Genomic DNA, 26,551 nt, shown 5'->3' with positions numbered 1-26,551 from the left:
AGGAGAAATGATGAAGACACATAAGACTAGAAATATTGTGATTGGTGTTTTGGTAGTAGTTGTGATTGCAATTGCTGCCTTTTTCGGAATTAAGTCATCTAGTAGCAATAATTCTGCTGCTAATGATAGCAGTGTGAGTGCAATTAAAAAACGCGGAACATTAAAAGTAGCTGTCTTTGGCGATTTGCCGCCCTATGGTTGGGTTAATGATCATGGCAAACGGGTTGGCTATGATGTCCGTTTAGCTCGCCAATTAGCTAAAGATATGGGTGTTAAAGTCAAGTTTGTTCAAGTCAATGCTAATAACCGAGTAGATACGCTGAATGCTAATAAGGCAGATCTAGTCTTGGCTAACTTTACAGTTACACCTGAACGTAAAGAAGTTGTGGATTTTGCTAAGCCTTATATGAAAGTATCAGTCGGGGTTATTTCACCTAAGAAAAATCCAGTGACTAAGGCTAGCCAATTAAAAGGTAAGAACTTAATTGTAACCAAAGGTACAACTGCTGAAAATTACTTCACTAAACAAAAAGGCGTTGACTTGCTGAAGTTTGATTCTAAGACACAACAGTTTAATGCAATCAAGAATAAACGTGCAGCTGCTTTGGCTGACGACAATTCTTATTTATATGCTTGGGTAAAGCATAATCCAAATTATACAGTTGGCATTAAGAATATTGGGCCACAGCAATTTATTTCACCAGCGGTTAAAAAGGGTAATAAGTCGTTGTTAAATTGGGTAAATAAGGATCTAGCTAAGTTAAACAAACGGCAATTCTTTATTAATGACTATAATCAAGAGTTAAAACCTTATTTTGGTAAAGAAGTAAAGCCTAGTGATATTGTCCTAGACTAATGAAAAATATAATAAATCTTGAAATTTGCTTCTAAAAATGTTAAGGTAGTTAACGTTAATCGATTAATCTATGACTTGAGATAGAGTCATGGCAAAGGAGTAATAAACATGAAACAAGGCATTCATCCAGATTATCAAGAAGTTGTCTTCATGGACTCAGCTACAGGTGCTAAGTTCCTTGCAGGTTCAACTTTAAAACCAGATGAAACAGTTGATTACGAAGGTAAGACTTACCCATTAGTTCGGGTTGAAATTACTTCTGATTCACATCCATTCTACACAGGCAAGCAGAAGTTTGCTCAAGCAGATGGTCGAATTGAGAAGTTCAACAAGAAATACGGCAAGGACTTCAATACAAGCAGCAAGTAATACCTTTGATCTGGTGCAAGCAGTCCCATTGGGACTGCTTTTTTATGTGAAACTTAATTGTTATACTAAGTCAAGAATAAGTGTAATGATTGCTATGTGAAATTTCTTTTTACAGGAGAAAACTCAAATGAAAATGCAACTGGCAGAAATTGCCAAGGCAATAAATGCAACTTGTGAAGGCGACGAACAAATTATTGTTACTTCTGTTGCTTTTGACTCAAGAAAAATTGCAGCTGGTGGTTTATTTGTTCCACTTGAAGGGCAAAGAGACGGTCATGACTTCATTAATAGCGCGATTAATAATGGGGCAGTTGCTACTTTATGGCAAAAAGGTCATCCCAATAAACCTGATAAAATAGCAGTTATTGAGGTTGACGATCCGTTATTGAGTATGCAAAAGTTAGCGCAATATTATCTAGAAAAGGTTAATCCAACCGTTATTGGTATTACAGGATCAAATGGTAAGACAACCACCAAAGATATGACGGCTGCGGTTTTAGCTAAAAGATTTAACGTCCATAAAACTGAGGGTAATTTCAATAATGAGATTGGCGTACCAATGACCATTTTAGAAATGAAGCCTAATACTGAAATTTTAGTCTTGGAAATGGGTATGGATCACGCTGGTCAACTACATCACTTAAGCGAATTAACGCATCCCGATGTGACAGTTATTACCATGATTGGTGAAGCTCACATTGAATTTTTAGGTTCTAGGGCAAAAATTGCAGACGCTAAAATGGAGATTACTGATTTCTTGCGTGAAGATGGCGTACTCATCTATAATGGGGATGAACCATTGTTGCGCCAGCGCAGTGAGCATGTTGGGCAAGAACAAGTAACTTTTGGTTTTAATAAGGATGATACGGTTTTTGCAACTAGTTTTAGAACTTATAAGCACCATGCTAGCTTTAACGTAAATGATTCTGAGCATCAATTCACCATTCCAATGATTGGTAAGCACAATGTGGCGAATGCTGTTGCAGCGCTTTGTGTTGGTCGTCATTTTGGTGAAAGTGATGAAGAGATTGCAACGGCGTTAGCTAGTTTTACTCCTACTGCTAATCGGATGGAGTGGGAAAAAGGCGACGTAGGCGAAGACATTATGAGTGATGTCTATAACTCCAATCCAACTGCTGTTCGAGCTGTATTGACTAGTTTTGGTCAAATTCAAGTACCAGTTGGTAGCCGGCGAATTGCTGTTTTAGGTGATATGCTTGAATTAGGAGAAAACTCAGCTGCTTTGCATGCTGACCTGGCCGATAGTCTTGACCCCAGAGTGATTAACGAAGTATATTTATTTGGCACGCAAATGGGTTATCTTGCAACTGCGCTAAAAGATAAGTACGCGCCAGAATATTTACATTATTATAAAGAAGATCAGATGCAACACATGGTTGCTGATCTAAAAAGCGATATTAAGCCGCATGACATTGTCGTTTTAAAGGGGTCGCATGGAATGCACCTTGAAAAAGTATTAGAGCGGCTTAGATAAGGAGAATTTAGTGAAATTTTCGGAATTAGGATTAAATGATGAATTGCTGAAGGCAATTAAACGTTCGGGCTTTGAGGAAGCAACACCAATTCAGGAGCAGACTATTCCACTTGCATTAGCAGGTAAGGATGTAATTGGTCAAGCTCAAACTGGTACTGGTAAAACTGCTGCTTTTGCTTTACCGATTTTACAAAACCTGGAAAAACAACATAAGACAATTCAGGCTTTGATAATCGAACCCACGCGTGAATTAGCAATTCAAACACAAGAAGAACTTTTCCGTTTAGGCCGTGATGAAAATGCACGTGTGCAAGTTGTTTATGGTGGGGCAGATATCGGTCGCCAAATTCGTTCACTCAAGAGCCATGTACCAGCAATCTTGGTGGGAACACCAGGGCGGTTGCTTGATCATTTAAAGCGCAAGACTATTAGTCTTGAAGATGTTAGCACGATTGTGCTTGACGAAGCTGATGAAATGCTTGATATGGGCTTTATCCAAGATATTGAAAGCATTCTTGGTTATGTCAAGAATCGTAAGCAAACCTTACTATTCAGTGCTACTATGCCTAAGCCGATTTTGCGAATTAGTGAAAAGTTTATGACGGATCCAGAAATCGTTAGAATCAAGGCTAAGGAATTAACTGCTGATTTGATTGATCAATATTTTGTCCGGTCAAAAGACTCTGAAAAATTTGATATTATGTGTCGCCTGTTCGATGTCGAAAGTCCGGATTTAGCGGTTGTCTTTGTAAGGACTAAGCGTCGCGTTGATGAAGTGACTCGCGGATTGCAGGCACGTGGTTATAATGCTGCTGGTATTCATGGTGATTTGACTCAAGCACGGAGAATGAGCGTTTTAAAGAAATTCCGAGCTGGTAAATTAGATATTTTAGTGGCAACTGATGTTGCGGCACGTGGACTAGATATTTCTGGTGTAACGCACGTTTACAATTACGATATTCCACAAGATCCTGATTCTTATGTTCACCGTATTGGTCGTACTGGTCGTGCAGGACAAAACGGTAACTCAATTACTTTTGTTACACCAAATGAAATTGGTTATATGAAGACAATCGAGCAGTTAACCAAGAAAAAGATGACACCGTTAATGCCACCAACTGATGACCAGGCTTTACAGGGTCAATTAAAGGTGGCTAAGTCTAAAGTAACAGATTTGATGAAGGATGATTTATCAAAGTATACTAAGGATGCTAGTGAGTTATTAGATAATTATTCTGCTGTTGATTTGGTTTCAGCATTTTTGAAGAATTTATCAAAAGATTCATCTGATGTTGAAGTTAAAATTAGTTCAGAAAAACCTTTGCCTTATCGTGGTGGCAGAGGTGGCCATCGTGGTGGTAACGGCGGTCACGGACGCGGTGGACGTTCACGCGGCGGTCATGGCAATTACCGTGGAAGTGGTGATCGGAATCGGAGTCGTGGTAATTATCGCGGCGGTGATCGCAATCGTCATAGTGGTGGCCATCACGGTGGTCACAACTTTGTGATTAAAAATAAAAAAGATTAATAAATTTACAAAAAGAGTTGTCTTTACTATACAACTCTTTTTTTATATGATAATTTGTTCATTGAGGTAATATAATGATTTATGGCGTTGGAATAGATGTAATTGAGGTAGCACGTGTAGCAAAAATTGTTGCTAAAGGCGACAATTTTGCCCAAAAAGTATTGACTGCTGATGAATTTACGCAGTATCAAAGGCTACATGGCAAAAGAAAAGTTGAATATTTAGGTGGACGATTTTCAATCAAAGAGTCTTTTTCTAAGGCATTAGGAACGGGATTGGGAAAGCATGTTGGCTTGCAGGATGTAGAAACACTCTGGGATGATTTGGGCCACCCTGTTACTACTTCGAATAAGTTTGCTGGGAAAATTTTTCCGAGTATTAGTCATGATAATCATGAAATTGTTACGTTAGTTGTGTTGGAGAAATAATGGTAGTAGGAATTCATCGCCCAGCGGTAGTCCGAGTCGACTTAGGGGCAATCAAACAAAATCTTGAACAAGAAATGCGGCATTTGGCACCGGGACAGAAGTTATTTGCGGTAGTTAAAGCAGATGCATATGGTCATGGCGCTGTTAGGGTAGCTCAAACAGCTGTCAATGCTGGAGTAAGCGGCTTTTGTGTAGCAATTTTGGATGAAGCTTTAGAATTGCGTCGTGCGGGGATTGTATTACCAATTTTAGTTTTGGGAGTAACGTCACCTCAGTACGTCGAATTGGCAGCAGCCAATAGCATTTCGTTAACTGTCCCGGATCTTGATTGGTTAAAACAAGCAGCGATTAGGTTGGCCAGGACAGATTTGCAATTAAAAATTCATTTAGCGATTGATTCTGGTATGGGACGTATCGGCTTTAATACAGATGAAGAATTTGTGGCTGCTAATGACTTTTTACTAACCAATAAATATTTCACTGTTGAAGGAATGTATACTCACTTTGCTTCAGCCGATAGTGCAGATAGTGCTTATTTTGATAAGCAGGTGCAATCTTTTACCCATTTTAAAAATCTGCTAAAAGTTAAGCCTAAGTGGATTCATGTTGCTAATACTGCGACTAGTATTTTTGATAAGCAGGTTAAGAGTGATATTGTCAGATTTGGGATAGGAATGTATGGTTTAAACCCTTCATCTAATCCTACTAGTCCGGATATAGCTAGTGAAATAAAGTTAAAACCTGCATTATCATTTGAGAGCGAACTTGTCCAAGTTCACACAGTTCATCAAGGTCAAGGAATTAGTTATGGCTCAACATATGTAGCAGAGACTGATCAAATTATTGGGACTGTCCCGATTGGATATGCTGATGGTTTTAATCGTAAGTTTCAAGGATTTAAGATTCAGGTTGGAGACGCTTATTGTCCGATTGTTGGTCGAGTTTGCATGGATCAGTTAATGGTGCGTTTGCCACATGAAATGCCAGTTGGTAGCCAGGTAATTTTGTTATCAAAAGATCCCAAAGCTCCTAATAGTTTGAAGCGCGCAGCTGATTATTTAGGGACTATTCATTATGAGGTTGCGTGTGCATTGTCGCAGCGTTTGCCAAGAACATATTATCTAGACGACTAAAAAAGCGTTGTTAACATATTGTTAGCAACGCTTTAATCTTGAAATTAAGCTTCATTAATTCTGATCATCAGTTAAATAAATACCGGGGTTTTCATCGCTCATAATTGTCATGCCGGCTTGTAAATCTTCGATTTCAGCTACAACGTAACCCTTATGTTCAAGGCGTTTGACGATTTCTCTTAAAGTGTCTTCTTTAACATCAGCGGGTAAAGTGAACAAAATACGGCGAACTGGGTTGCCTTTTTCTGCAGAAGCAGCGTCTAAACTCATGGTTCCTGCAATACTTGAATATTTACTGATAATTTTTGTCATTTTGACCAAGTTGCCACGGTCATTATTGGTTAAGACCGTAAAAACATAGGATCCAGTTTTAATATTCCATGCATCTGATAGCATGTCTAATAAACGTGAGTGGGTTAAGATACCATAGAATTTACCGCTCTCATCTAAAACTGAGATGTAAGGTAAGTCCCTGATTGTGAAGAAAACTTTAAAAAATGGTGAATTGACTTTAATAGTTTTAGTAGCATTTTTGAGTAATTCGGTAACTGGTAAACTCATATCCTTGCCCTGTGATTTATGGCGATAAATATGCATTTTGTAAATGTTACCACGAAAGATTGTTCCAGTATCATCTAAAATTGGCACACACCGAAAACCGGAATCTTCAAGAATTTTTAGCGCTTCTTCAAGCGTAGCATGTTCATTAACAGTTGTTAGGTAATCTTTTTTGATAACCAAGGATTTAATAAGCACGAAATTACCTCCATTGAAAAAATAATCTAAGTAATTATAGCATAGAAAGCTTTGCGATTAAACAAATATTAAAATAAAAATATATTAAAGTTGGACTTTATGTCGGAATCTAACTAAATAGTTAGTTATGACTAAAAGTTAAAGGATAGCAATTTCAAAATCAAATGTCGATAAGTATGCTATCATTAATACGATAAAAAATAAGGGGATTTTTTAATGAAAATTATTGCAGGCTTGGGTAATCCAGGGAAAAAATATGATGGAACAAAGCATAATACCGGTTTTATGGCACTTGATTATTATTTAAATAATAATGCTTTACAATTAGAACGTGAAAAGTTTGAAGGGAAATACACTAAACAGAAAATAGCTGGCGAAGATGTTATTTTACTTGAACCACAAACCTACATGAATGATTCTGGACGTTCAGTTGCCCAGGTAGCCCATTTTTTTAAAGTTGCCTCGCAAGATATTTTAATCATTCATGATGATATGGACATGGCGCTTGGCAAAATTAGGATTCGGGCTAACGGCAAGTCTGGTGGTCATAACGGTATCAAAAGCATTATTAGTGATTTGGGTAGTAGTGATTTTAATCGGCTAAAAATTGGTATTCGTCATCCAGATAACGCTACTAAGGAAAGCGTTATTTCTTGGGTTTTGTCACCATTTACTAGTCAGCAACAAACTCAAATGACTGCTGCATTCGCTACGAGCAGTGAGATTATTGCTGATTTTATTGCGGGTAAAAGTAGTCAATTTTTGATGAATAAATATAATTAATATGCGTTTAACAAATATACTGGAACAAGATCAAAGTTTAACAAATTTTATTGCTAAAACAACTAAAGTAAAAAATTCGCTGTTAACTGGGGCTAATGCTGGTGCCTTTAGTTTGCTGCTAGTAGAATTGCTGCAGCAGTTGCAGCAACCCTTAATCTTGATTGAAGAAAATGAAAATAAGGCGCAAAAGCTATTTAGTGAGTTAAGTGCGATTTTGCCGAATAATACAGTTTATAATTTTCCAGTTGATGCTACTATTGCTACACAGACAGCGGTCAGTTCGCCTGACGAGTTAAGCGATCGGATTCAGGCGCTTAATTTTTTGTTGAGTAAAAAGCTGGGAATAGTCGTCACTACACCGCAGGGTTTGCAATATCAGCTATCAGTACCAGAGGATTTTGCTAATGCTAGGCGCGAGTTTGCTCCAGGTGTAGAAGCTGACTTGACTAATTTGACTAACTGGTTGGTAAATTCTGGTTATATTAGAGAAAATTTGGTTGCTAAACCGGGTGAATTTGCATTAAGAGGAGATATTCTTGACATTTATCCACTTGATCAAGAAAATCCAATCCGAATGGAATTCTTTGGTGACGAAATTGATACGATTAAAGTATTTGATCTAGCAACCCAACGCAGTCAAAAAACATTGGAGCAAGTGGTAATTGGTGCGGCGCAGGATCGAATTTTTACGACCGAAGATTTTACGCGTGCAGCAGACGCAATCTTGGCAGCTATGGAGTCGGCACCAGCTTCTGAAGCGGCAATTAAAGAACACTTTGCTCAAACTCTTGATGAGTTAAAGAATCAAACATTACCACAAAATTATGCTTTTTTAATTGATTTTTTGCTTGAAGAGTCTAGTAGCTTGTTAGATTATTTGGCAAAGGAAGGTCAGATTTTGGTCGATGATTGGCCGTTGATTGATCAAGCAATTAAAACGGTTGATCAACAGAATGCTGGCTTTATTGATGATGAGTTAAAAACTGGAGGTATGCTTCCTGGCCAAGAGTTGCGTGCTAATTTTAACGAATTATGGACAAAAGATGTTCATCATCGCATATATTTTTCACTATTTCAGCGCAGCATGGGGCGAATTAGACTAGGTCAATTGTTTGATTGGAAAACCCGTGAGCCAGAACAGTTTTTTAGTCAAATGCCTTTGCTTAAGACTGAACTTGAATCTTACCAAAAAAGTGGACAAACTGTGATTTTACAAGCTGACAATGAAAAACGAGCTAATCAGATTAGTCAGACTTTGGCAGATTTTGATGTAGCTGCACCAATTGTTGCACCAGAAGACTTAATTTTAGGGCAAACCCAAATTACAGTTGGTGGTTTTGGCAGCGGCTTTAATTTACCTACCAGCAATCTAATTTATTTAACTGAGCATGAGTTATTTAACAAGACAACTCATCATAAAAAGCGGATCCCCACACTCGAGAATGCCCAAAGATTACGTAATTATACTGAATTAAAACCGGGAGACTATGTGGTTCATGTTAATCACGGGATTGGTCGTTTTGAGGGGATTCAGACCCTAGAAAATAATGGCGTCAAGCGTGACTATATTACGATTACTTATCAAAAAGGTGATCAATTATTTGTGCCAGCTGATCAGCTTAGCCTAGTTCAAAAATATGTTACTTCCGAAGGCAAGCATCCCCATATTAGCAAACTTGGTGGCAGCGAATGGGCTAAGACTAAGCGCAAAGTTCAAGCTAAAGTTGAAGATATTGCCGATGATTTAATTGATTTGTATGCTAAACGTGAGTCTGAAACAGGTTTTGCTTTTGCAAAGGACGATGAATTACAAGATAAATTTGAAGCGGCTTTTCCTTATGTTGAAACCCCTGATCAATTACGATCAATTAAGGAAATTAAACATGACATGGAACAGTCTAAGCCGATGGATCGGTTATTAGTAGGTGATGTTGGTTTTGGTAAAACTGAGGTGGCTTTAAGAGCAGCCTTTAAGGCAATTGAAAATAATAAACAAGTTGCCTTTTTAGTGCCAACCACAATTTTGGCTCAGCAGCATTATGAAACTATCCAGGATCGCTTTAAGGACTTTCCAGTCAACTTTGCCATGTTGTCACGCTTTCAAACTCCTGCTGAATCTAAAAAAATTATTGCTGGGTTAAAAACTGGTAAAATTGATTTAGTTGTAGGCACGCATCGTTTACTTTCACAAGACGTTCATTTTAAAAATCTAGGTTTACTAATTGTCGATGAAGAACAGCGGTTTGGGGTTAAACATAAAGAAAAGTTAAAAGAATTAAAAGCTAATATTGATGTACTTACTTTAACCGCAACGCCAATTCCGCGTACGCTGCACATGTCAATGGTTGGTGTGCGGGATTTGTCGGTAATGGAAACTCCACCCTCAAATCGTTATCCGATCCAAACCTATGTTATGGAACAGCTCCCTAGTGTAGTTAAAGATGCATGTTTGCGAGAAATGCAGCGGCAGGGACAAGTTTTTTATCTGCATAATCGAATTGGCGATATTGATGAGGTAGTCAATCAATTGCAGGACTTGATTCCAACGGCCAGAATTGCCAGCGTTCATGGTCGAATGAGTCAAACCCAAATGGAAGATACCTTATATCGATTTTTAAATCGTGAGTTTGATATTTTGGTAACGACTACGATTATTGAAACAGGCATTGACATGCCGAATGTGAATACAATGATTATTGAAGATGCGGATCGTTATGGATTAAGTCAGCTTTACCAATTGCGGGGCCGAATTGGTCGTAGTGCACGATTAGCGTATGCTTATTTCTTATATCAGCCTAATAAAGTTTTGACTGAAATTGGTGAAAAACGGCTTGATGCCATCAGAGATTTTACTGAGTTAGGGTCAGGGTTTAAGATTGCTATGCGAGACTTGTCAATTCGCGGTGCCGGGAACATGCTAGGTGCTCAGCAGCATGGCTTTATTGATAGCGTTGGTTATGATTTGTATTCTCAGATGTTAGGTGATGCAATCAAGCAACGTAAGGGTAAGAAGGTTGTTAAGAAAACCAATGCTGAGCTTGATTTGGGATTGGAAGCGTATATTCCAGATACTTATATCGGTGATCAGGAAGAAAAAATTGAATTTTATAAAAAAATCAAAGCTGCTGATTCTGATGAGCTGATTCAAATTCAAGATGAATTGATAGATCGTTTTGGCGATTATCCGGTGCCAGTTGAGAATTTATTGGCAATCTCGAGTTTAAAAATTATGGCAGATTTAGCTCAGGTGGTAAGTATTAGCCGTACTGATTTGAAAGTTCAGGTTAAATTTACTGAATCTGCAAGTCGCCAGCTTGAGGGACCTAATGTGTTTAAGGCACTTGAACATGTTTCACTTAAAGCAAAAATCACATTGGATCCGCAAAAATCACTGTTAGTTTTACTTGAATTACCAGCAAAGTGTAATGATCGCTTGTTAGTTAATGAGTTGACAACGTTTTTAACGGCAGCAAGTGATATTATTCAAAGATAAAGTGAGGTTTAAAATGAGAATTGATAAATTTTTAAAGGTTTCTCGGTTAGTTAAGAGAAGACCCATTGCTAAAGAAATGGCCGATCAAGGAAGAATTAAGGTTAATGATCGAGTTGTTAAATCAAGTTACGATGTCCAAATAGGTGACATAATTGAAGTTGGCTATGGTTCAAGACAAGTTAAGGCTAAAGTGTGTGCAATTAGGGAAACTACTAAAAAAGCTGAAGCAAGTGAATTATATGAATTGCTAGATTAATTAGTAGCTAGACTTAATGACTTTTATAGTTGGCCTTGCTATAATGAATTAAATTGTTTTAGTGATAGAGGATAATCATGATGAAGGGACCACGTATTTATAATTCACTCAGCCCACAAGAGCGAGCAGCGCGTTTAAAGCGTCAACAAGAAAAAAGAGCAAAAGAAGTTCATCGTAATCGGCGGAATCGGATTGCGGCCATTTTTGCAATTCTATTCTTGGTTTTAGGTGTGCAGATAGCAATTACTCATGCTAAAACGGTTAGAATCAATCAGCAAGTTGAAACTACTAAAAAGTCTTTAAAGCAAATTAATCATGAGAAACGGGCACTATCGACTAAACGTGATGACCTAAAAGACCCAGATTATGTAGCGAAATTGGTGCGATTCAAATTTTTGTATTCCAAGCCAAATGAAACGATTTATAATATTCCAGATGGAAAAAGCAATAAATAATGAAATATCAAGTGGGACAAAGACTTACTGGCAAGATTAATAATATTACTAAACTAGGGATTTTTATCACTATAGCTGATCATCAAACTGGGTTGATTCATCATAGTGACTTTGGTAATAATTGGCTGCGTGAAAGTCATAATTATCAAGTTGGGCAAACAATTCGAGTGGTTGTGTTACATAATCACCATGGTAAGCTAGCATTATCTAAAATGCGGGTTAATGATCCTGAATTGCTTGATCCAACTAATCCATTTTCGTCTACTAAGCCAGCAGATTTTCAGACTGTTTTGACTGAGACACTCAGTGCTGCTAAAAGTGAAACTGTAAAATTAACAGCGAATTTGGTGAAGTATGCAGATTGATGCATTTTTTAAACAAAACCATTTGGCGTTAACTGGTAAAACTTTAGTTGTAGCCGTCAGTGGTGGCCCCGATTCTATGGCTTTACTAGATTTATTAAATACAATTCAGGAACGCTATCAACTGCAGTTAATCGCCGCTCATTTAGATCACCAGTTGCGAAAAGATTCACTGCAAGAAGCAAGAATCATTGCTGAATATTGCCAAGATAAACCAATTAAGCAAGTTAATGGTTATTGGCCTAAGTCTGCTCATCCTAAAGTTGGGATTGAAGCTGCGGCACGTCAGTATCGTTATGACTTTTTACTAAAGGTAATGCGTCAGGAGCATGGCGACTATCTATTAACTGCTCATCATAATGATGATCTGCTAGAAAATATTATCTTGAAGTTTATTCGTTCAGGTAATCCTAATGAAATGAATAGTTTAAAGGCAGTTACTAAAAGGGAAGAAATTACTTTATTAAGGCCCTTATTGACTGTGAAAAAAGGACAATTATTAGATTATGTCCAAGATAAAAAAATTACTTTTGTAAAAGATATAACTAATGATGAGGACGATGTTTTACGAAATCGGATTCGTCATCACATCATCCCACTGTTAAAACAAGAAAATGCGCAAGTTGGTACGAATGCGGTACGCTTTAGCAGACAAATGGAAGTATTGAGTAAAATTACTGAACGCAATTTTGAGCATCTTCCTAAGCCCCAAGAATTTTTGGGTTGTTCCTATCGTTTGCCTAGTAAAGTACTTAGCACTTTATCTGTATCTGAGCAAACTAGTTATTGGCAGAATTTTATTTGGCAGACGTTTCAAAGGCGAGTAAACGAAAACTTGGCTAACTTTAAATTGATTAATTATCAAGATTATTTTTATTTGGTTAAAGATAACTTGCCACAGCCTGTGGAAATTAATGCAATTAGCTTAAATCATGTTTTTAACTTTTTGGATCGTCAATTTTTGGTTACTAAAGAGCTGAGAGCTTTCCCTCTATTAGATTGCTTTTTGGCTCCAGATCAGGTAACTTTTTATGCTGGATCACTTGCAGCTGGAACTAAGTTAAGATTACGAAACGGTCAGCATGTTAAAAGTAAGAAAAAGTTTGCCCAAAAAGGGATTCCTAACGTGCTTCGGCCATACTGCTTAACGATTTATGCTGATGGGGAACCAGTTTTTATTGAGCAAACATACCGTAATCAGGAATGCAATCAAAATATGATTAATTATTATGTATATCAAAAAAATGGTAAAAAAATTTAAAATATTAGAGCATTAGTGAAATTTGTGTTAAACTTTTATTCGTATATTTCTATAAACTTTGCGGAGGCTTTTTATGAAAAATAACCGGAATCGGCTGTTTTCGAACGGCTTGTTCTATATTGTTGTCTTCCTTTTATTATTGGGTGGCATTAACTGGGCACTTGGTGGATCAGACAAATCAGGTGGCAGTGAAAATATTAGTTACTCAGAATTTGTTAAGGACTTGCGTCAGGGCAAAGTTAAAAACTTTAATGTTCAGCCTGCTAACGGTGTTTATACCGTTTCGGGGAGCTATAAAAATGCTCAAGAAACTAAGGGACAAACAAAAAATAGTTTTGACTTCTTAAATGGTAATTCTGGCTCACAGGTAAAACGCTTTTCAACTACGATGTTGCAAAATGATTCAAGTGTGGCTAATGTGCAAGATTTGGCACAAAAGAGTAATACCAAGATGACGACCCAAGGGGAATCCCAGTCAGGTAGTTGGCTATCAACCATTGTGATGCTGGTACCAACTATTCTCTTTATCGTGATGCTCTGGATGATGGTTAGCCAAAGTGGCGGCGGTAGTGGCCGCGGCGGCAATGGCGGCATTATGAACTTTGGTCGTTCACATGTTAAACCTGAGGATCCGAAGAAAAATAAAGTTCGTTTCTCGGATGTTGCAGGTGAGGAGGAAGAAAAGCAAGAATTAGTAGAAGTAGTTGAATTTTTGAAGAATCCAGCTAAATTTACTAAATTAGGAGCCAAAATTCCTTCTGGTGTCTTACTTGAGGGTCCTCCGGGTACAGGTAAGACTTTACTTGCTAGGGCAGTTGCTGGTGAAGCCAATGTACCATTCTTCTCGATTTCTGGTTCAGACTTTGTTGAAATGTTCGTTGGTGTTGGTGCTAGTAGGGTGCGTGATCTGTTTACTAATGCTAAAAAGAATGCACCAAGTATTATCTTTATCGATGAAATCGATGCAATTGGGCGTAGCCGTGGTAGTAGTGCCAGTGGCGGCGGTAACGATGAACGTGAACAAACATTAAATCAATTACTAGTTGAAATGGATGGATTCCAAGGCAACGAGGGAGTAATTGTGATCGCTGCGACTAACCGTTCAGATGTTTTGGATCCAGCTTTACTTCGTCCAGGACGTTTTGACCGTAAGGTATTAGTTGGGACTCCTGATGTGCGCGGACGTGAAGCTATTTTACGAGTTCATGCCAAAAATATGCCATTGGCTGACGATGTTGATTTGAAAGAAATCGCACGACAAACTCCTGGTTTTGTTGGGGCAGATTTGGCCAACTTATTAAATGAAGCAGCTTTGCTAGCAGCACGTCGTAATGGTGGTGAAATTACTGCTCTTGACCTTGATGAAGCAGAGGATCGTGTAATTGCTGGACCAGCTAAAAAGAACAGTCTTATTTCTAAGAAAGAACGTCAGCGCGTGGCGTTCCATGAAGCTGGACACTCTATTTGTGGGTTGGTATTAAGTGATTCAAGAACAGTGCGCAAGGTAACAATTGTACCTCATGGTCGTACTGGTGGTTACAATTTGATGCTACCCAAAGATGACCAATTCTTGTTAACTAAGAAGCAGTTAATGGAGCAATTAGTTGGTCTGATGGGTGGTCGTGCTGGTGAAGAAGTTGTAGTTGGTGATCAATCAACTGGAGCTTCTAATGACTTTGAGCAGGCTACGCAAATTGCTCACAGTATGGTTGTTAATTATGGGATGACCGAGTCTTTAGGAATGGTTGAACTTGAAAAAGAGGGCGAAACCAATCCTTATGGAATGAAGCCATACAGTGAAGCTACTTCAGCTAAAATTGATGAAGCAGTGAAGCAATTACTAGATGAGGCTCATGCAAAAGCGGTTGAAGTTGTTAAGAACAATCGCGAAAAGCATCGTATTATTGCCGAAGCTTTGCTAAAATATGAAACTTTAGACGAAAAACAAATTATGTCCTTGTATGAAACTGGTAAAATGCCAGAAAAAACTGAACAATTTCCTAGTGAGTCAAAGGCTTCTACTTATGAAGAAGCTAAGGCTGCAGCTGAGAAAAAGGAAAGTTTAAAGGCACAAGTTGCAGACAAGACACAAGCAGATGATGAAGTTCAAACTAATGCTGAACAAAAGGACAGTGAACAGACAACCAAGTCTGACACGGCACCTGCATCGTCATTACAGTCTGAAGCTAATAACGATGACCATCCAACGGATGATCAAAAACAAGATTAATATAAATAGGGCCTGGTAAAGGGCTCTATTTTTTTAGGAGAATATTAATGAGTGACTATTTAATTAAGGCATTAGATAAAACTAAAAATTTGCGGTTGTTGACGATTACGGCTAAAGACCTAGTACAAGAGGCTCAGACTAGGCAGGATACTTGGTCAGCTTCTTCGGCTGTTTTAGGTAGAACACTTATTGCTGGTGTTTTGCTAGCTGGAGCCGAATTGAGTGACAAAGAAGAACTGACTTTGCGACTTTTAGGAGATGGGCCTGTGGGAGCGACAGTTGTCACTGCTCAATCAAACCTGACAGTCAAAGGCTATGTCAAAAATCCCCATATTGCTTTACCATCGAAAAAGGCTGGGCACATTGATGTTAAAAGTGCAGTTGGATCAGGTTGGCTGCAAGTAACTAAAGATTTGGGATTGAAAGAACCTTATACAGGTGAGGTTCCAATCGTGTCTGGAGAAATTGCTGAGGATGTTGCTTATTATTTAACTAAATCAGAGCAAATTCCATCTGCAGTTGGTTTGTCAGTATTTGTAAATCCTAACAATACAATTGGTGAAGCTGGTGGCTTTATATTGCAAGCATTGCCGGGAGCTAGTGATAGCCTAATTGATCAGACAATTAATCGAATTAATGAGTTGCCGGCATTATCGACTTCTTTTTTGGCTGGCATGACCCCTGAGGATTTAGCTCGCAAGATTTTGGGAACTGACTGCAAAATTTTGACTAAAGATGAGGTTGCTTTCAAATGTGATTGCTCAAGAAAAAAGTATACTGAACTATTAAGAACACTCAAGTCGTCTGAACTAAAAGCGATGATTACCGAAGATCATGGGGCTGAATTGACTTGTAATTTTTGCTCGCAGCAGTATCAATTTACTCAAGAACAATTACAAAATATTTTGGATCAAAAACTTAACTAGTATTTTTTAATCAGATTAAGTTAAAAATCAGGGTGCAGTAAGTAATAATCTTGTTTATAATGGAGAAGTTAAAGAAATTTGAAAAGGAGTGCAAAAATGCTAAACGTGTATGTTGTGCGTCATGGTCAAACAGATACCAATAAAACTGGCGCCATCAATGGTTCAGGAACTAACTTACCTCTAAATGAAACGGGAATTAAACAAGTAGAAACTTTACATAATAGCTTTGATATTAATAAAATTGATTGTGTTTATGCTAGTCCATTAACTCGGGCCAAGCAAACAGCAGAAATTTTAACCCAAGGTAAACGGGAAATTATTACTGATGACCGGCTTAAGGAAATGGATTATGGTGATTGGGATGGCAAAATTAGTGCCGAAGTCCGTGTTAATTATCCACAAGTCTTTGATGAGCTAGGTTATTTTAAGAAAAATTATAGTGATTATTGTCATGGTGAAAGCTATGAACACTTGGCTGCACGACTAATGGAATTTTGGAATGAGTTAGTGCAAAAGCATGAAGATGAATCTGTCTTGGTGGTCTTTCATGGGACCGCTTCTCGTTCGCTAGTGCAGAATGTTTTAAAAGTACCTGACATTACATTAATTGGTGAAGTACAGAATGCTGGTGTGATTAACTTTTCTGTTGATGATCGGACTAAAAAAACTTTTTTGCGTTATTATAACCGTGTTGCTCCTGGTAAATTTTTTATTGAAAAATAAGAGTTCAATTTATCCGCTTTTTGATTAAGAAGTTTTGTTAATCAAGCAGGATTTGGTATGATGTTAGGGTATTTGAAAGGATGATTTAGTGGATAATAGCTGGAAAATTCGCGATATTACTATTCCTAATCGCGTTGTTGTCGCACCAATGGCAGGAGTTTCAAATTCTGCCTTTCGGATGATTTGTAAAGAATTTGGTGCCGGAATGGTAGTTTGCGAAATGATTTCTGATCATGGAATTATTTACCGAAATAAAAAGACGATGTCGATGATCAAGGTTGATCCGCGTGAACATCCAATGAGTATTCAAATTTTTGGTGGTACTGAGCAGACTCTATTGCAGGCGGCGCAATATATTGATCAACACACTGCTGCTGATATTATTGATATTAACTTAGGTTGTCCTGTGCCCAAGATTACTAAAACTGATGCAGGTTCGAAGTGGTTGCTTGATTCAAACAAGATTTATCAAATGGTGCATACTGTCGTTCAGAATGTTTCTAAACCTGTCAGCGTTAAAATGCGAATTGGGTGGGATCGTAAGCATATTTTTGCGGTTGAAAATGCATTGGCTGCTCAAGAGGCAGGTGCCAGTATGATCGCGATGCATGGTCGTACACGTAAGCAAATGTATCAAGGACAAGCAGACTGGGAAACGTTACATGAAGTAGCTAAGGTTCTTGATGTACCATTTGTTGCTAATGGAGATATCACTACTCCAGAATTAGCTCAAAAAGCCCTAAAAGAAATTGGTTCAACTGCGGTAATGGTTGGCCGAGCTGCTCTTGGTAATCCATGGATTATCAAAGATATGGTTCACTATCTTGATACTGGTGAAAAGTTAATTCCGCAAACAGTAGCTGAAAAGGTTGCTACGGCTAAACACCAACTGCAGGCATTAGTTGACTTAAAGGGTGAGCGGATAGCTGTTCCTGAGTTTCGTCAGCAAGCAGCCTACTATTTAAAAGGAATCCCGCGTTCAGCCAGAACTCGCGCTAAGATAAATGAGGTTTGGACTGCTCAGGAAGTTTATGATTTACTTGATAATTTTGTTGCTGAATATGAAAAGCGACAGGCAATGAAAGCTAAAAATGTTAAAACTAAACTAGTAATGGAGGAAAAATAATTGGCAAAAAATGAAATGAATGACCAACTTGTAGTTCGTCGCCAAAAGATGACAGAATTGCGGGACAAGGGAATTGAACCATTTGGACAAAGAAGATTTGATCGTCAAGATTTGGCAAGTACTTTAAACGAAAAATACGGTCAAGAAGATAAAGATGAATTGAACAATGATATGCCTAAGACCAAAGTAGCTGGTCGGATGCGTGCTAAGCGTGGCAAGGGTAAAGTCGGCTTTGCTGATCTATATGATCGTACGGGAAAAGTTCAAATTTATGTGCGTAAAGATATCGTTGGGGAAGAAAATTATCAAATCTTCAAGAAGGCAGATATTGGTGACTTTTTAGGTATTGATGGCGAAGTCATGAAGACTGATACTGGTGAGTTAACGATTAGAGCTACTCACGTTACTTTTTTATCGAAAGCATTGCGTCCATTACCTGAAAAATACCATGGTCTTAAGGATGTTGAACAGATTTATCGGCAACGGTATCTTGACCTAATTACTAATGATGAAAGTCGTAAGCGTTTTGCTAATAGAAGTAAGATTATTCAAGCAATTCGTGATTATTTAAATAAGCAAGATTTTCTAGAAGTCGAAACACCAGTTTTGCATAATATTCCGGGTGGTGCAGAAGCGCGTCCATTTATTTCGCACCACAATGCTTTAGATATTGATTTGTATATGCGGATTGCTCTTGAGTTGCCACTTAAGCGACTAATTGTGGGTGATATGGAGCGGGTATATGAAATTGGCCGGGTTTTCCGTAATGAAGGAATTGATACACATCACAATCCAGAATTTACTGAATTAGAAACTTATGCTGCATATTGGGACTTCCATGACGTAATGAATGAAGCAGAGGGTATTATCCGCGCTGCTGCTAAAGTTGTTAGCAATGATGGTAAGGTTAATTACCAAGGTACTGATATTGATTTAGGTAAACCATTTAGACGGGTTCATATGGTTGATCTAATCAAAGAGAAGACAGGAATTGATTTCTGGGAAAAGATGTCACTAGAAACAGCAACTAAACTTGCTGAAGATCATGGCATTAAGGTTGAAAGTTTTTGGCAAGTAGGTCATATTATCAACGCTTTCTTTGAAAAATACTGTGAAGAAACAATTGTTGATCCAACTTTTGTATACGGACATCCAGTTGAAATTTCGCCTTTAGCTAAGAAAAATGCTGATGATCCAAGATTTACTGACCGATTTGAGATTTATATCTTAGGTGAAGAATATGGTAATGCTTTTTCTGAACTAAACGATCCAGATGATCAACGGGCACGTTTTGAAGCTCAAATGGCTGAACGTGAGGCTGGTAATGATGAAGCCGATATGATCGATGAGGATTATTTGCGGGCCATGGAATATGGTATGCCGCCAACAGGTGGTTTAGGTATCGGGATTGATCGGTTAGTGATGCTTCTAACTGATGCGCCAGCAATTCGGGATGTTTTACTCTTCCCAACGATGCGTCCTGAAAAAGATGAAGAAATTGAACGTGAGTTACAAGCTGATTTAGCTAAACAAAAGCAAGAATAAACTTATTGTAAGCAATATAATTAGTCAAAAAGAGATTCTGTTAACGGAATCTCTCTTTTTCTTTCAAAAATAGTTTGCAAAATTAAAATAGTTTGCTATAATAAAATATGTCTTGCGGAAGTAGTTCAGTGGTAGAACATCACCTTGCCATGGTGGGGGTCGCGGGTTCGAATCCCGTCTTCCGCTTAATATGATTGACTCACCGATCTCGGTGAGTCTTTTTATTAAACGGGAAATAGCTCAGCTTGGTAGAGCGCTACGTTCGGGACGTAGAGGTCGCAGGTTCGAATCCTGTTTTCCCGATACCAACTGTCCGAGAATGGGCAGTTTTTTTGTTGCTTGTAAAAACCAGAATATTAGCGTGGCTTAAAGGTCTTTGGTATAATGGTAACAACGTTTTTGACAAAAAATCATAAGGCAATTAAGGCAAATATTACGTTATTAAAAGGTGGTGCTATCGATGGAAACTTCTTATAGCAAAAGTGCAAATCAAATTATGGAAATTGCACGTGAACAAGCGCAAAAATTTCATCATCGACTGATTGGAACTGAACATTTATTATTGGCGATGGTGATTGAATCTGATGGCGAAGCTGGGAAAGATTTGCGTTCATGGGGCGTTACTCCTAAGGCAGTCAGTGAAGAAATTGAACGATATACAGGGTACGGCTCTGCAGCTAAAACATCTTACATGGAAATTTCTCCCCGTTTAGGTATGGCATTGACTTATTCTAAAAATATGGCTGTTCATATGGGGTATGACGAAGTTAATTCAAGATTTCTGCTAATAGGCTTGATTTCTAGTGAGCAAATTTTATCCGCTGTTATTTTACGTAATTTAAATGTTGATATTCATGAATTAGGACTTAATGTCAAAAAAGCATTGGCGATTACTCCTCCTGATAATCAGAATTATCAAGATTACGATGATTTGATTGATGCTAAACCGACAAATCCTGGAAGAAATAAGGCTAAAAGTTTGACTAAGACTTTGGATCAAGTTTCAGTAGACCTTAATGAACAGGCTAAAAATAATCAAATTGATCCCGTAATTGGACGCGAGCAAGAAGTAAGTCGGGTAATTGAGGTTTTGTCACGGCGAACTAAAAATAATCCGGTTTTGATTGGTGAGCCAGGTGTGGGTAAAACTGCGGTTGCTGAAGCAATTGCAACTGCGATTGTCAATAAAAAAGTGCCAGCTGACTTACTTAATAAACGAGTAATCTCATTAGACTTGGGGGGATTAGTTGCCGGTACCAAATATCGTGGTGAATTTGAGGAACGTTTAAAAAATATTCTCAAAGAAATCAAGCGTGATGGCAAAATTATTCTCTTTATTGATGAATTACATATGATAGTTGGAGCTGGCGGTGCAGAAGGATCAATTGATGCGTCTAATATATTGAAACCGTCACTTGCTCGTGGCGATATTCAAATGATTGGTGCTACTACTTATAACGAATATCAAAAGTATATCGAAAAAGATCAAGCGTTGGCGAGACGGTTTCAGCAGGTTCGCCTAGACGAACCATCACGAGCTGAAACTTTGGCAATTTTGCAAGGTTTAAAGCCTAAGTATGAAAAATTTCATCACGTTAAAATTGCAGATGCAGCATTAGCTAGTGCGGTTGACTTGGCTACTCGGTATATTTCTAATCGGTATCTACCAGATAAAGCGATTGATTTAATTGATGAAGCTAGTGCGGCAGTTAAGATTGCACATCAGCCTAATCAACCTAGCAATCAGTTATTGCAACTGACCAAGCAAATTGCAACTATTACTGATGAAAAAAATCAGGCCGCAATTAATCAGAATTTTGTCCAAGCAGCTACTTTACAAGAAAAGCAGAATGCTTTACAAAATCGTAAAGCTCAATTGAATGCTAAGTTGGAACAAGGTGTTTCGGGGCAGGATACTGTTTTACCTAAAGATGTTGCCCAAGTAGTTTCTGCTTTGACTGGCGTACCAGCCACTCAAATGACTCAAAGCGAAACCAAACGATTAGCCGATCTAGAGCATGAGCTTCACAAACGGATTGTTGGTCAGGATCAAGGAGTTAAGGCAGTCAGTCGTGCAATTAGGCGTAGTCGTAGTGGTATCAAGGATGAAAATCGCCCAATTGGCTCGTTTTTGTTCTTAGGACCAACAGGTGTAGGTAAGACGGAACTTGCCAAAGCGATTGCTGAAACAGTTTTTGATTCTGAGAATAATTTAATTAGAATTGATATGTCAGAATATATGGATCAGGTTGCCAGTAGTAAATTGATTGGTTCTGCACCAGGTTATGTTGGCTATGATGAAGGTGGTCAGTTATCTGAGAGGGTACGCCGCCACCCATATTCAGTGATTTTGCTAGATGAGGTAGAAAAGGCGCATCCTGATGTGTTTAATCTGCTATTACAAGTATTAGATGACGGCTTTTTAACGGACTCTAAGGGTCGAAAAATTGATTTCCGCAATACAATTATTATCATGACTTCTAATTTGGGTTCACGTTCTTTGTTTGAAACCAAACAAGTAGGTTTTGCGGCTAATGAAACTAGTCAGGCAAAGCAACAAAAAGAGCGCATTGATCGAGCTCTAAAACAATTCTTTAGACCAGAATTTTTGAATCGGATTGATGAAACTATCATTTTTGATGAGCTTGATCAAAAGCAATTACGGCAAATTGTAACTTTGCTAGTTCAAAGATTAGTTACTCGCATGCAAAAGCAAGGAATTCAGTTGAAACTGTCACCAGCTGCATTAGACAAAATTGCTAAGGATGGTTATAGTCCGCAGTGGGGAGCTAGACCTCTGCGTAGAGCTATTCAAACTGATATTGAGGACAAAATTGCTTCACTGCTGATTGCTGGTGATCTGCAGTCGGGAGATTTATTAAAGATTGGCAGCAGTCATCAAAAATTGAAATTTGCTGTAGTTAAAGCTGGCAATAGTGCTAGTAAATCAAGCTTAGTTAATTGACAAATGAAGTGTAACTTGTTACTATAATTGTTGATTTAAAAATGCTGAGTTTCAGAATTTTGCTGATCTATTGTCCAGCAGAATAATAAAAGACAAAAATGACGTGTGTTGTTTTTGTCTTTTTTATGCAAAAAATTCCAGTTTTTTATTTTTGTAATCGAAATGTAATATTTGCTTTCTCCAACAGAAAGGATGTTTCTCTTTGTTAAATGGACACGTAGTTAACTATGGTAAACACCGGACAAGACGTAGTTTTTCACGCATTAAAGAAGTGCTGGATCTACCTAACTTGACTGATGTACAGACTGAATCATACAAGTGGTTCCTTGATGAGGGTATCAAGGAAGTTTTTGATGATATTATGCCAATCAGTGATTATTCTGGTAAACTTTCCCTAGAATATATGGGCTATAAATTAGAAAAACCGAAGTATACGGTTGATGAGGCTCGTGATCACGATGCAACCTATTCTGCACCGATGCATGTTACGCTTAAACTCGCTAACCAAAAAACCGGTGAGATTAAGACCCAGGATGTTTTCTTTGGCGATTTGCCACTCATGACTGAATCTGGCTCTTTTATTATCAATGGTGCTGAGAGAGTTATTGTTTCACAATTGGTTAGATCACCGAGTGTTTATTATTCTGGTGATTATGATAAAAATGGTCGGCAAATCTTTGGTACAACAGTTATTCCTAATCGGGGTGCATGGTTAGAATATGAAACTGACGCTAAGAATATTTCATATGTTCGAGTTGATCGGACTCGTAAATTGCCATTAACTGTTTTAATTAGAGCAATGGGAATTGGCTCTGACAGTGACATTCTAGATATGTTTGGTGAGAGTGATACTCTGCAATTTACTTTGGATAAGGATGTCCATAAGAATCCAGCTGATTCTCGTGTTGCAGAGGCTTTAAAGGATGTTTATGAAAGATTGCGTCCTGGTGAACCGAAGACGACAGATTCGTCACGTTCATTGTTGTATTCACGTTTCTTTGATCCACGTCGTTATGATTTGGCACCTGTTGGTCGTTACAAGGTCAATAAAAAATTGTCGCTTAAGAATCGCCTTTATGGCCAAACCTTAGCTGAAACTTTAGCAGATCCAGATACTGGTGAAATTATTGCTAAAAAAGGTACGGTAATGACTCATGCTGTCATGGATACTTTGGATCCTTATCTTGACCGTGATGATTTTAAGATGGTAACGTATGAGCCTTCAAAAGAGGGGGTTTTACCTGATCCAATTACTGTTCAAGAAATTAAAGTCTTTTCTAAAGATAATCCTGAACGTGTTGTTAAGATTATGTCTAACGGTCATATTGACAAGAATATTAAATATTTAACTCCAGCTGATGTGTTAGCTTCAATCAATTACTTTTTCTTGTTACAAGATGGTATTGGTAACGTTGACGATATCGACCACTTGGGTAATCGGCGGATTCGCCGTGTTGGTGAATTGATGCAAAATCAATTACGAATCGGTTTATCCAGAATGGAACGAGTAGTTCGTGAACGGATGTCTACTCAGGATCAAGCAACAGTTACTCCACAACAATTGATCAATATTAGACCTATTGTTGCCAGCATCAAAGAATTTTTTGGTTCATCACAATTGTCGCAATTTATGGATCAACATAATCCTTTAGGCGAATTAACTCATAAGCGTCGGATGTCTGCATTAGGGCCTGGTGGTTTGACACGTGATCGTGCTGGATATGAAGTTCGGGATGTTCACTATACTCAATATGGTCGTTTATGCCCAATCGAAACTCCAGAAGGTCCTAACATTGGGTTAATTAACTCACTTGCCACATATGCAGTTATTAACAAGTATGGTTTTATTGAGACTCCTTATCGGCGAGTTTCATGGAAGACTCACAAAGTTACTGACAAGATTGACTATCTGACCGCTGACGTTGAGGATAATTATACGATTGCTGGAGCTAATACGCGGTTAAATCCAGATGGTTCTTTTAAAGATAAGTTGGTTTTAGCACGTCAAAAAGAAGACAACGTCGAAGTTAGTCCAGACAAGATTGACTATATGGACGTTATTCCTAAGCAAGTTGTGTCGGTTGCTTCGGCATGTATTCCATTTTTGGAAAATGATGACTCCAATCGTGCCTTGATGGGTGCTAACCAACAACGTCAGGCAGCTCCATTAATTAATCCGCATAGCTCACTAGTTGGTACTGGGATGGAGTATCGGGCAGCTCATGATTCGGGTGCGGCTTTGCTTGCTAAAGCAGATGGTCAGGTCGAATATGTTGATGCTGATACAATTCGCATTCGCCGTGAGGATGATACTTTAGATAAGTACACACTTGAAAAGTATCGTCGTTCCAACAACTCTAAATCTTACAATCAAACGCCAATTGTCAAATTAGGCGATCAAGTTGTCAAGGGTGAAGTTATTGCGAATGGTCCAACTATGGATAATGGTGAACTAGCTTTGGGACAAAACCCAGTAATTGCTTTCATGACCTGGAACATGTACAACTATGAAGATGCAATCTTGCTATCTGAGCGGTTAGTCAAAGATGATGTCTATACTTCAATTAGTATTGAAGATTATGAATCTGAAGCCCGTGATACTAAACTAGGACCAGAAGAAATTACACGTGAATTACCTAATGTTGGTGAGGATGCATTAAAAGATCTTGATGAGCACGGTATTATTCGGGTTGGTGCCGAAGTTCATGATGGGGACATCTTAGTTGGTAAGGTAACGCCTAAAGGAGTTACTGAATTATCAGCTGAGGAAAGATTATTGCATGCGATTTTTGGTGAAAAAGCTCGTGAAGTACGTGATACCTCATTGCGTGTACCACACGGTGGTGGCGGAATTGTCCGTGATGTAAAAGTTTATAATCGTGAAAAAGGCGATGAACTTTCACCAGGTGTTAATACGCTAGTGCGGGTATATATTGCGCAGAAACGTAAAATTCAAGTCGGAGACAAAATGTCTGGTCGACATGGTAATAAGGGTACGGTAGCAGCTGTTATGCCTGAAGAGGATATGCCTTACTTACCAGATGGTACGCCAGTTGATATTTGTTTGAACCCAATGGGTGTTCCGTCACGTATGAATATCGGGCAGCTTTTGGAATTGCACTTAGGTAGAGCTGCTAATACGTTGGGTATCCATGTAGCTACCCCAGCCTTTGATGGTGCTAATGAGGACGATGTTTGGGATACAGTTCATAAAGCAGGAATTGACAAAGATGGTAAGACTGTTTTATATGATGGTCGTACAGGTGAGCCGTTCCATAACCGTGTTTCGGTCGGAATTATGCATTATCTGAAGTTAACTCACATGGTTGATGATAAGATTCATGCTCGTTCAATTGGGCCTTACTCATTGGTTACTCAACAACCTTTAGGTGGTAAAGCACAATTTGGTGGTCAGCGTTTTGGTGAAATGGAAGTTTGGGCTCTGGAAGCTTATGGTGCTGCGTATACTTTACAAGAAATTTTGACTTACAAGTCAGATGATGTTGTTGGTCGTGTCAAGGCATATGAGGCAATCGTCAAGGGTGAGCGAATTCCTAAGCCAGGTGTACCTGAATCGTTCCGAGTTTTGGTAAAAGAACTACAATCATTAGGACTAGATATCCGTGTACTTGATTTGGATCATAAGGAAGTTGAGTTGCGGGATATGGATGAAGATTCTAATGAGCATTTAAATATTGATACCTTATCGAAGATGGCTGAAGAACAAGAAAAGAAAAAGTTAGCCCAAGAAACTGTCAAGTCTGAAGACGAAGACACTAAAGAGTTACCAGCAAATGCTGAACCAGTGACTGATAACTCTAATGATGACACCAAAATTTCTAAATAAGTAGGAGGTTAAGC

Annotated in this window: 20 protein-coding genes and 2 tRNA genes; 21 read left to right on the top strand and 1 reads right to left on the bottom strand. The window is 38.3% G+C overall.

Features of this window, described 5'->3' with window-relative positions; all coding sequences use genetic code 11:
* Positions 1-10 precede the first annotated feature (10 nt).
* The 6 genes from OZX59_RS04255 (at position 11) to alr (ending at position 5,809) form a co-directional block, all read left to right on the top strand.
* Positions 11-856 carry a transporter substrate-binding domain-containing protein gene (locus tag OZX59_RS04255; RefSeq protein ID WP_277126985.1) on the top strand — a complete coding sequence of 282 codons (846 nt, stop codon included), beginning with the start codon at positions 11-13 and terminating at the stop codon, positions 854-856.
* Between the two features lie 108 nt (positions 857-964).
* The gene (locus OZX59_RS04250) at positions 965-1,225 is read left to right on the top strand and encodes a type B 50S ribosomal protein L31 (protein ID WP_277126899.1); all 261 of its coding nucleotides are present in this window, start codon (positions 965-967) and stop codon (positions 1,223-1,225) included.
* A 127-nt stretch (positions 1,226-1,352) separates the two neighbouring features.
* Positions 1,353-2,720, top strand: coding sequence for a UDP-N-acetylmuramoyl-tripeptide--D-alanyl-D-alanine ligase (murF, locus tag OZX59_RS04245; RefSeq protein ID WP_277126898.1), 1,368 nt, complete (start codon positions 1,353-1,355; stop codon positions 2,718-2,720).
* A 10-nt stretch (positions 2,721-2,730) separates the two neighbouring features.
* Complete coding sequence (locus tag OZX59_RS04240) at positions 2,731-4,248, top strand: DEAD/DEAH box helicase (protein WP_277126897.1); 1,518 nt, start codon at positions 2,731-2,733, stop codon at positions 4,246-4,248.
* 74 nt (positions 4,249-4,322) lie between these two features.
* The gene (acpS, locus tag OZX59_RS04235) at positions 4,323-4,676 is read left to right on the top strand and encodes a holo-ACP synthase (protein ID WP_277126896.1); all 354 of its coding nucleotides are present in this window, start codon (positions 4,323-4,325) and stop codon (positions 4,674-4,676) included.
* Positions 4,676-5,809, top strand: a complete 1,134-nt coding sequence (gene alr / locus OZX59_RS04230) for an alanine racemase (protein ID WP_277126895.1) — start codon at positions 4,676-4,678, stop codon at positions 5,807-5,809. Before acpS ends, alr begins: the two co-directional genes overlap by 1 nt.
* A 54-nt stretch (positions 5,810-5,863) precedes the next feature.
* On the opposite strand, the gene cbpA is transcribed toward alr, so the two are convergent.
* Positions 5,864-6,565, bottom strand: a complete 702-nt coding sequence (cbpA, locus tag OZX59_RS04225) for a cyclic di-AMP binding protein CbpA (RefSeq protein ID WP_277126894.1) — start codon at positions 6,563-6,565, stop codon at positions 5,864-5,866.
* A gap of 216 nt (positions 6,566-6,781) precedes the next feature.
* On the opposite strand from cbpA, the gene pth reads away from it, so the two are divergent.
* From pth to rpoB, 15 genes are all read left to right on the top strand, one after another.
* Complete coding sequence (pth, locus tag OZX59_RS04220; RefSeq protein ID WP_277126893.1) at positions 6,782-7,348, top strand: aminoacyl-tRNA hydrolase; 567 nt, start codon at positions 6,782-6,784, stop codon at positions 7,346-7,348.
* 1 nt (position 7,349) lies between these two features.
* Positions 7,350-10,841, top strand: a complete 3,492-nt coding sequence (gene mfd / locus OZX59_RS04215) for a transcription-repair coupling factor (protein WP_277126892.1) — start codon at positions 7,350-7,352, stop codon at positions 10,839-10,841.
* 13 nt (positions 10,842-10,854) lie between these two features.
* Positions 10,855-11,097: an RNA-binding S4 domain-containing protein gene (locus OZX59_RS04210; RefSeq protein WP_277126891.1), complete on the top strand. Its 243-nt coding sequence runs from the start codon at positions 10,855-10,857 to the stop codon at positions 11,095-11,097.
* 77 nt (positions 11,098-11,174) lie between these two features.
* A complete protein-coding gene (locus OZX59_RS04205) occupies positions 11,175-11,552 on the top strand; it encodes a septum formation initiator family protein (RefSeq protein ID WP_277126890.1) in 378 nt (125 codons plus the stop codon).
* Positions 11,549-11,917, top strand: coding sequence for a S1 RNA-binding domain-containing protein (locus tag OZX59_RS04200; RefSeq protein WP_277126984.1), 369 nt, complete (start codon positions 11,549-11,551; stop codon positions 11,915-11,917). The genes OZX59_RS04205 and OZX59_RS04200 overlap by 4 nt, the downstream gene beginning before the upstream one ends.
* Complete coding sequence (gene tilS / locus OZX59_RS04195; protein WP_277126889.1) at positions 11,907-13,175, top strand: tRNA lysidine(34) synthetase TilS; 1,269 nt, start codon at positions 11,907-11,909, stop codon at positions 13,173-13,175. The genes OZX59_RS04200 and tilS overlap by 11 nt, the downstream gene beginning before the upstream one ends.
* Before the next feature lie 73 nt (positions 13,176-13,248).
* The gene (ftsH, locus tag OZX59_RS04190) at positions 13,249-15,405 is read left to right on the top strand and encodes an ATP-dependent zinc metalloprotease FtsH (RefSeq protein ID WP_277126888.1); all 2,157 of its coding nucleotides are present in this window, start codon (positions 13,249-13,251) and stop codon (positions 15,403-15,405) included.
* A gap of 47 nt (positions 15,406-15,452) precedes the next feature.
* Entirely contained in the window at positions 15,453-16,331 is an 879-nt protein-coding gene (hslO, locus tag OZX59_RS04185; protein WP_277126887.1) for an Hsp33 family molecular chaperone HslO, read from the top strand.
* A 96-nt stretch (positions 16,332-16,427) separates the two neighbouring features.
* A complete protein-coding gene (locus tag OZX59_RS04180) occupies positions 16,428-17,054 on the top strand; it encodes a histidine phosphatase family protein (protein ID WP_277126886.1) in 627 nt (208 codons plus the stop codon).
* Between the two features lie 88 nt (positions 17,055-17,142).
* Positions 17,143-18,180 carry a tRNA dihydrouridine synthase DusB gene (gene dusB / locus OZX59_RS04175; RefSeq protein ID WP_277126885.1) on the top strand — a complete coding sequence of 346 codons (1,038 nt, stop codon included), beginning with the start codon at positions 17,143-17,145 and terminating at the stop codon, positions 18,178-18,180.
* The gene (gene lysS / locus OZX59_RS04170) at positions 18,181-19,725 is read left to right on the top strand and encodes a lysine--tRNA ligase (RefSeq protein WP_277126884.1); all 1,545 of its coding nucleotides are present in this window, start codon (positions 18,181-18,183) and stop codon (positions 19,723-19,725) included.
* Between the two features lie 114 nt (positions 19,726-19,839).
* Positions 19,840-19,911 (top strand) — tRNA-Gly (locus tag OZX59_RS04165).
* Between the two features lie 43 nt (positions 19,912-19,954).
* A tRNA-Pro gene (locus tag OZX59_RS04160) sits at positions 19,955-20,028 on the top strand.
* 157 nt (positions 20,029-20,185) lie between these two features.
* Entirely contained in the window at positions 20,186-22,690 is a 2,505-nt protein-coding gene (locus OZX59_RS04155; protein WP_277126883.1) for an ATP-dependent Clp protease ATP-binding subunit, read from the top strand.
* A 202-nt stretch (positions 22,691-22,892) separates the two neighbouring features.
* Entirely contained in the window at positions 22,893-26,537 is a 3,645-nt protein-coding gene (rpoB, locus tag OZX59_RS04150; RefSeq protein ID WP_277126882.1) for a DNA-directed RNA polymerase subunit beta, read from the top strand.
* Positions 26,538-26,551 lie beyond the last annotated feature (14 nt).

It is taken from the genome of Lactobacillus sp. ESL0681 (assembly GCF_029392835.1).
Classification (GTDB): Bacteria; Bacillota; Bacilli; order Lactobacillales; family Lactobacillaceae; genus Lactobacillus.
This window is presented reverse-complemented; position numbering and strand designations above follow the sequence as displayed.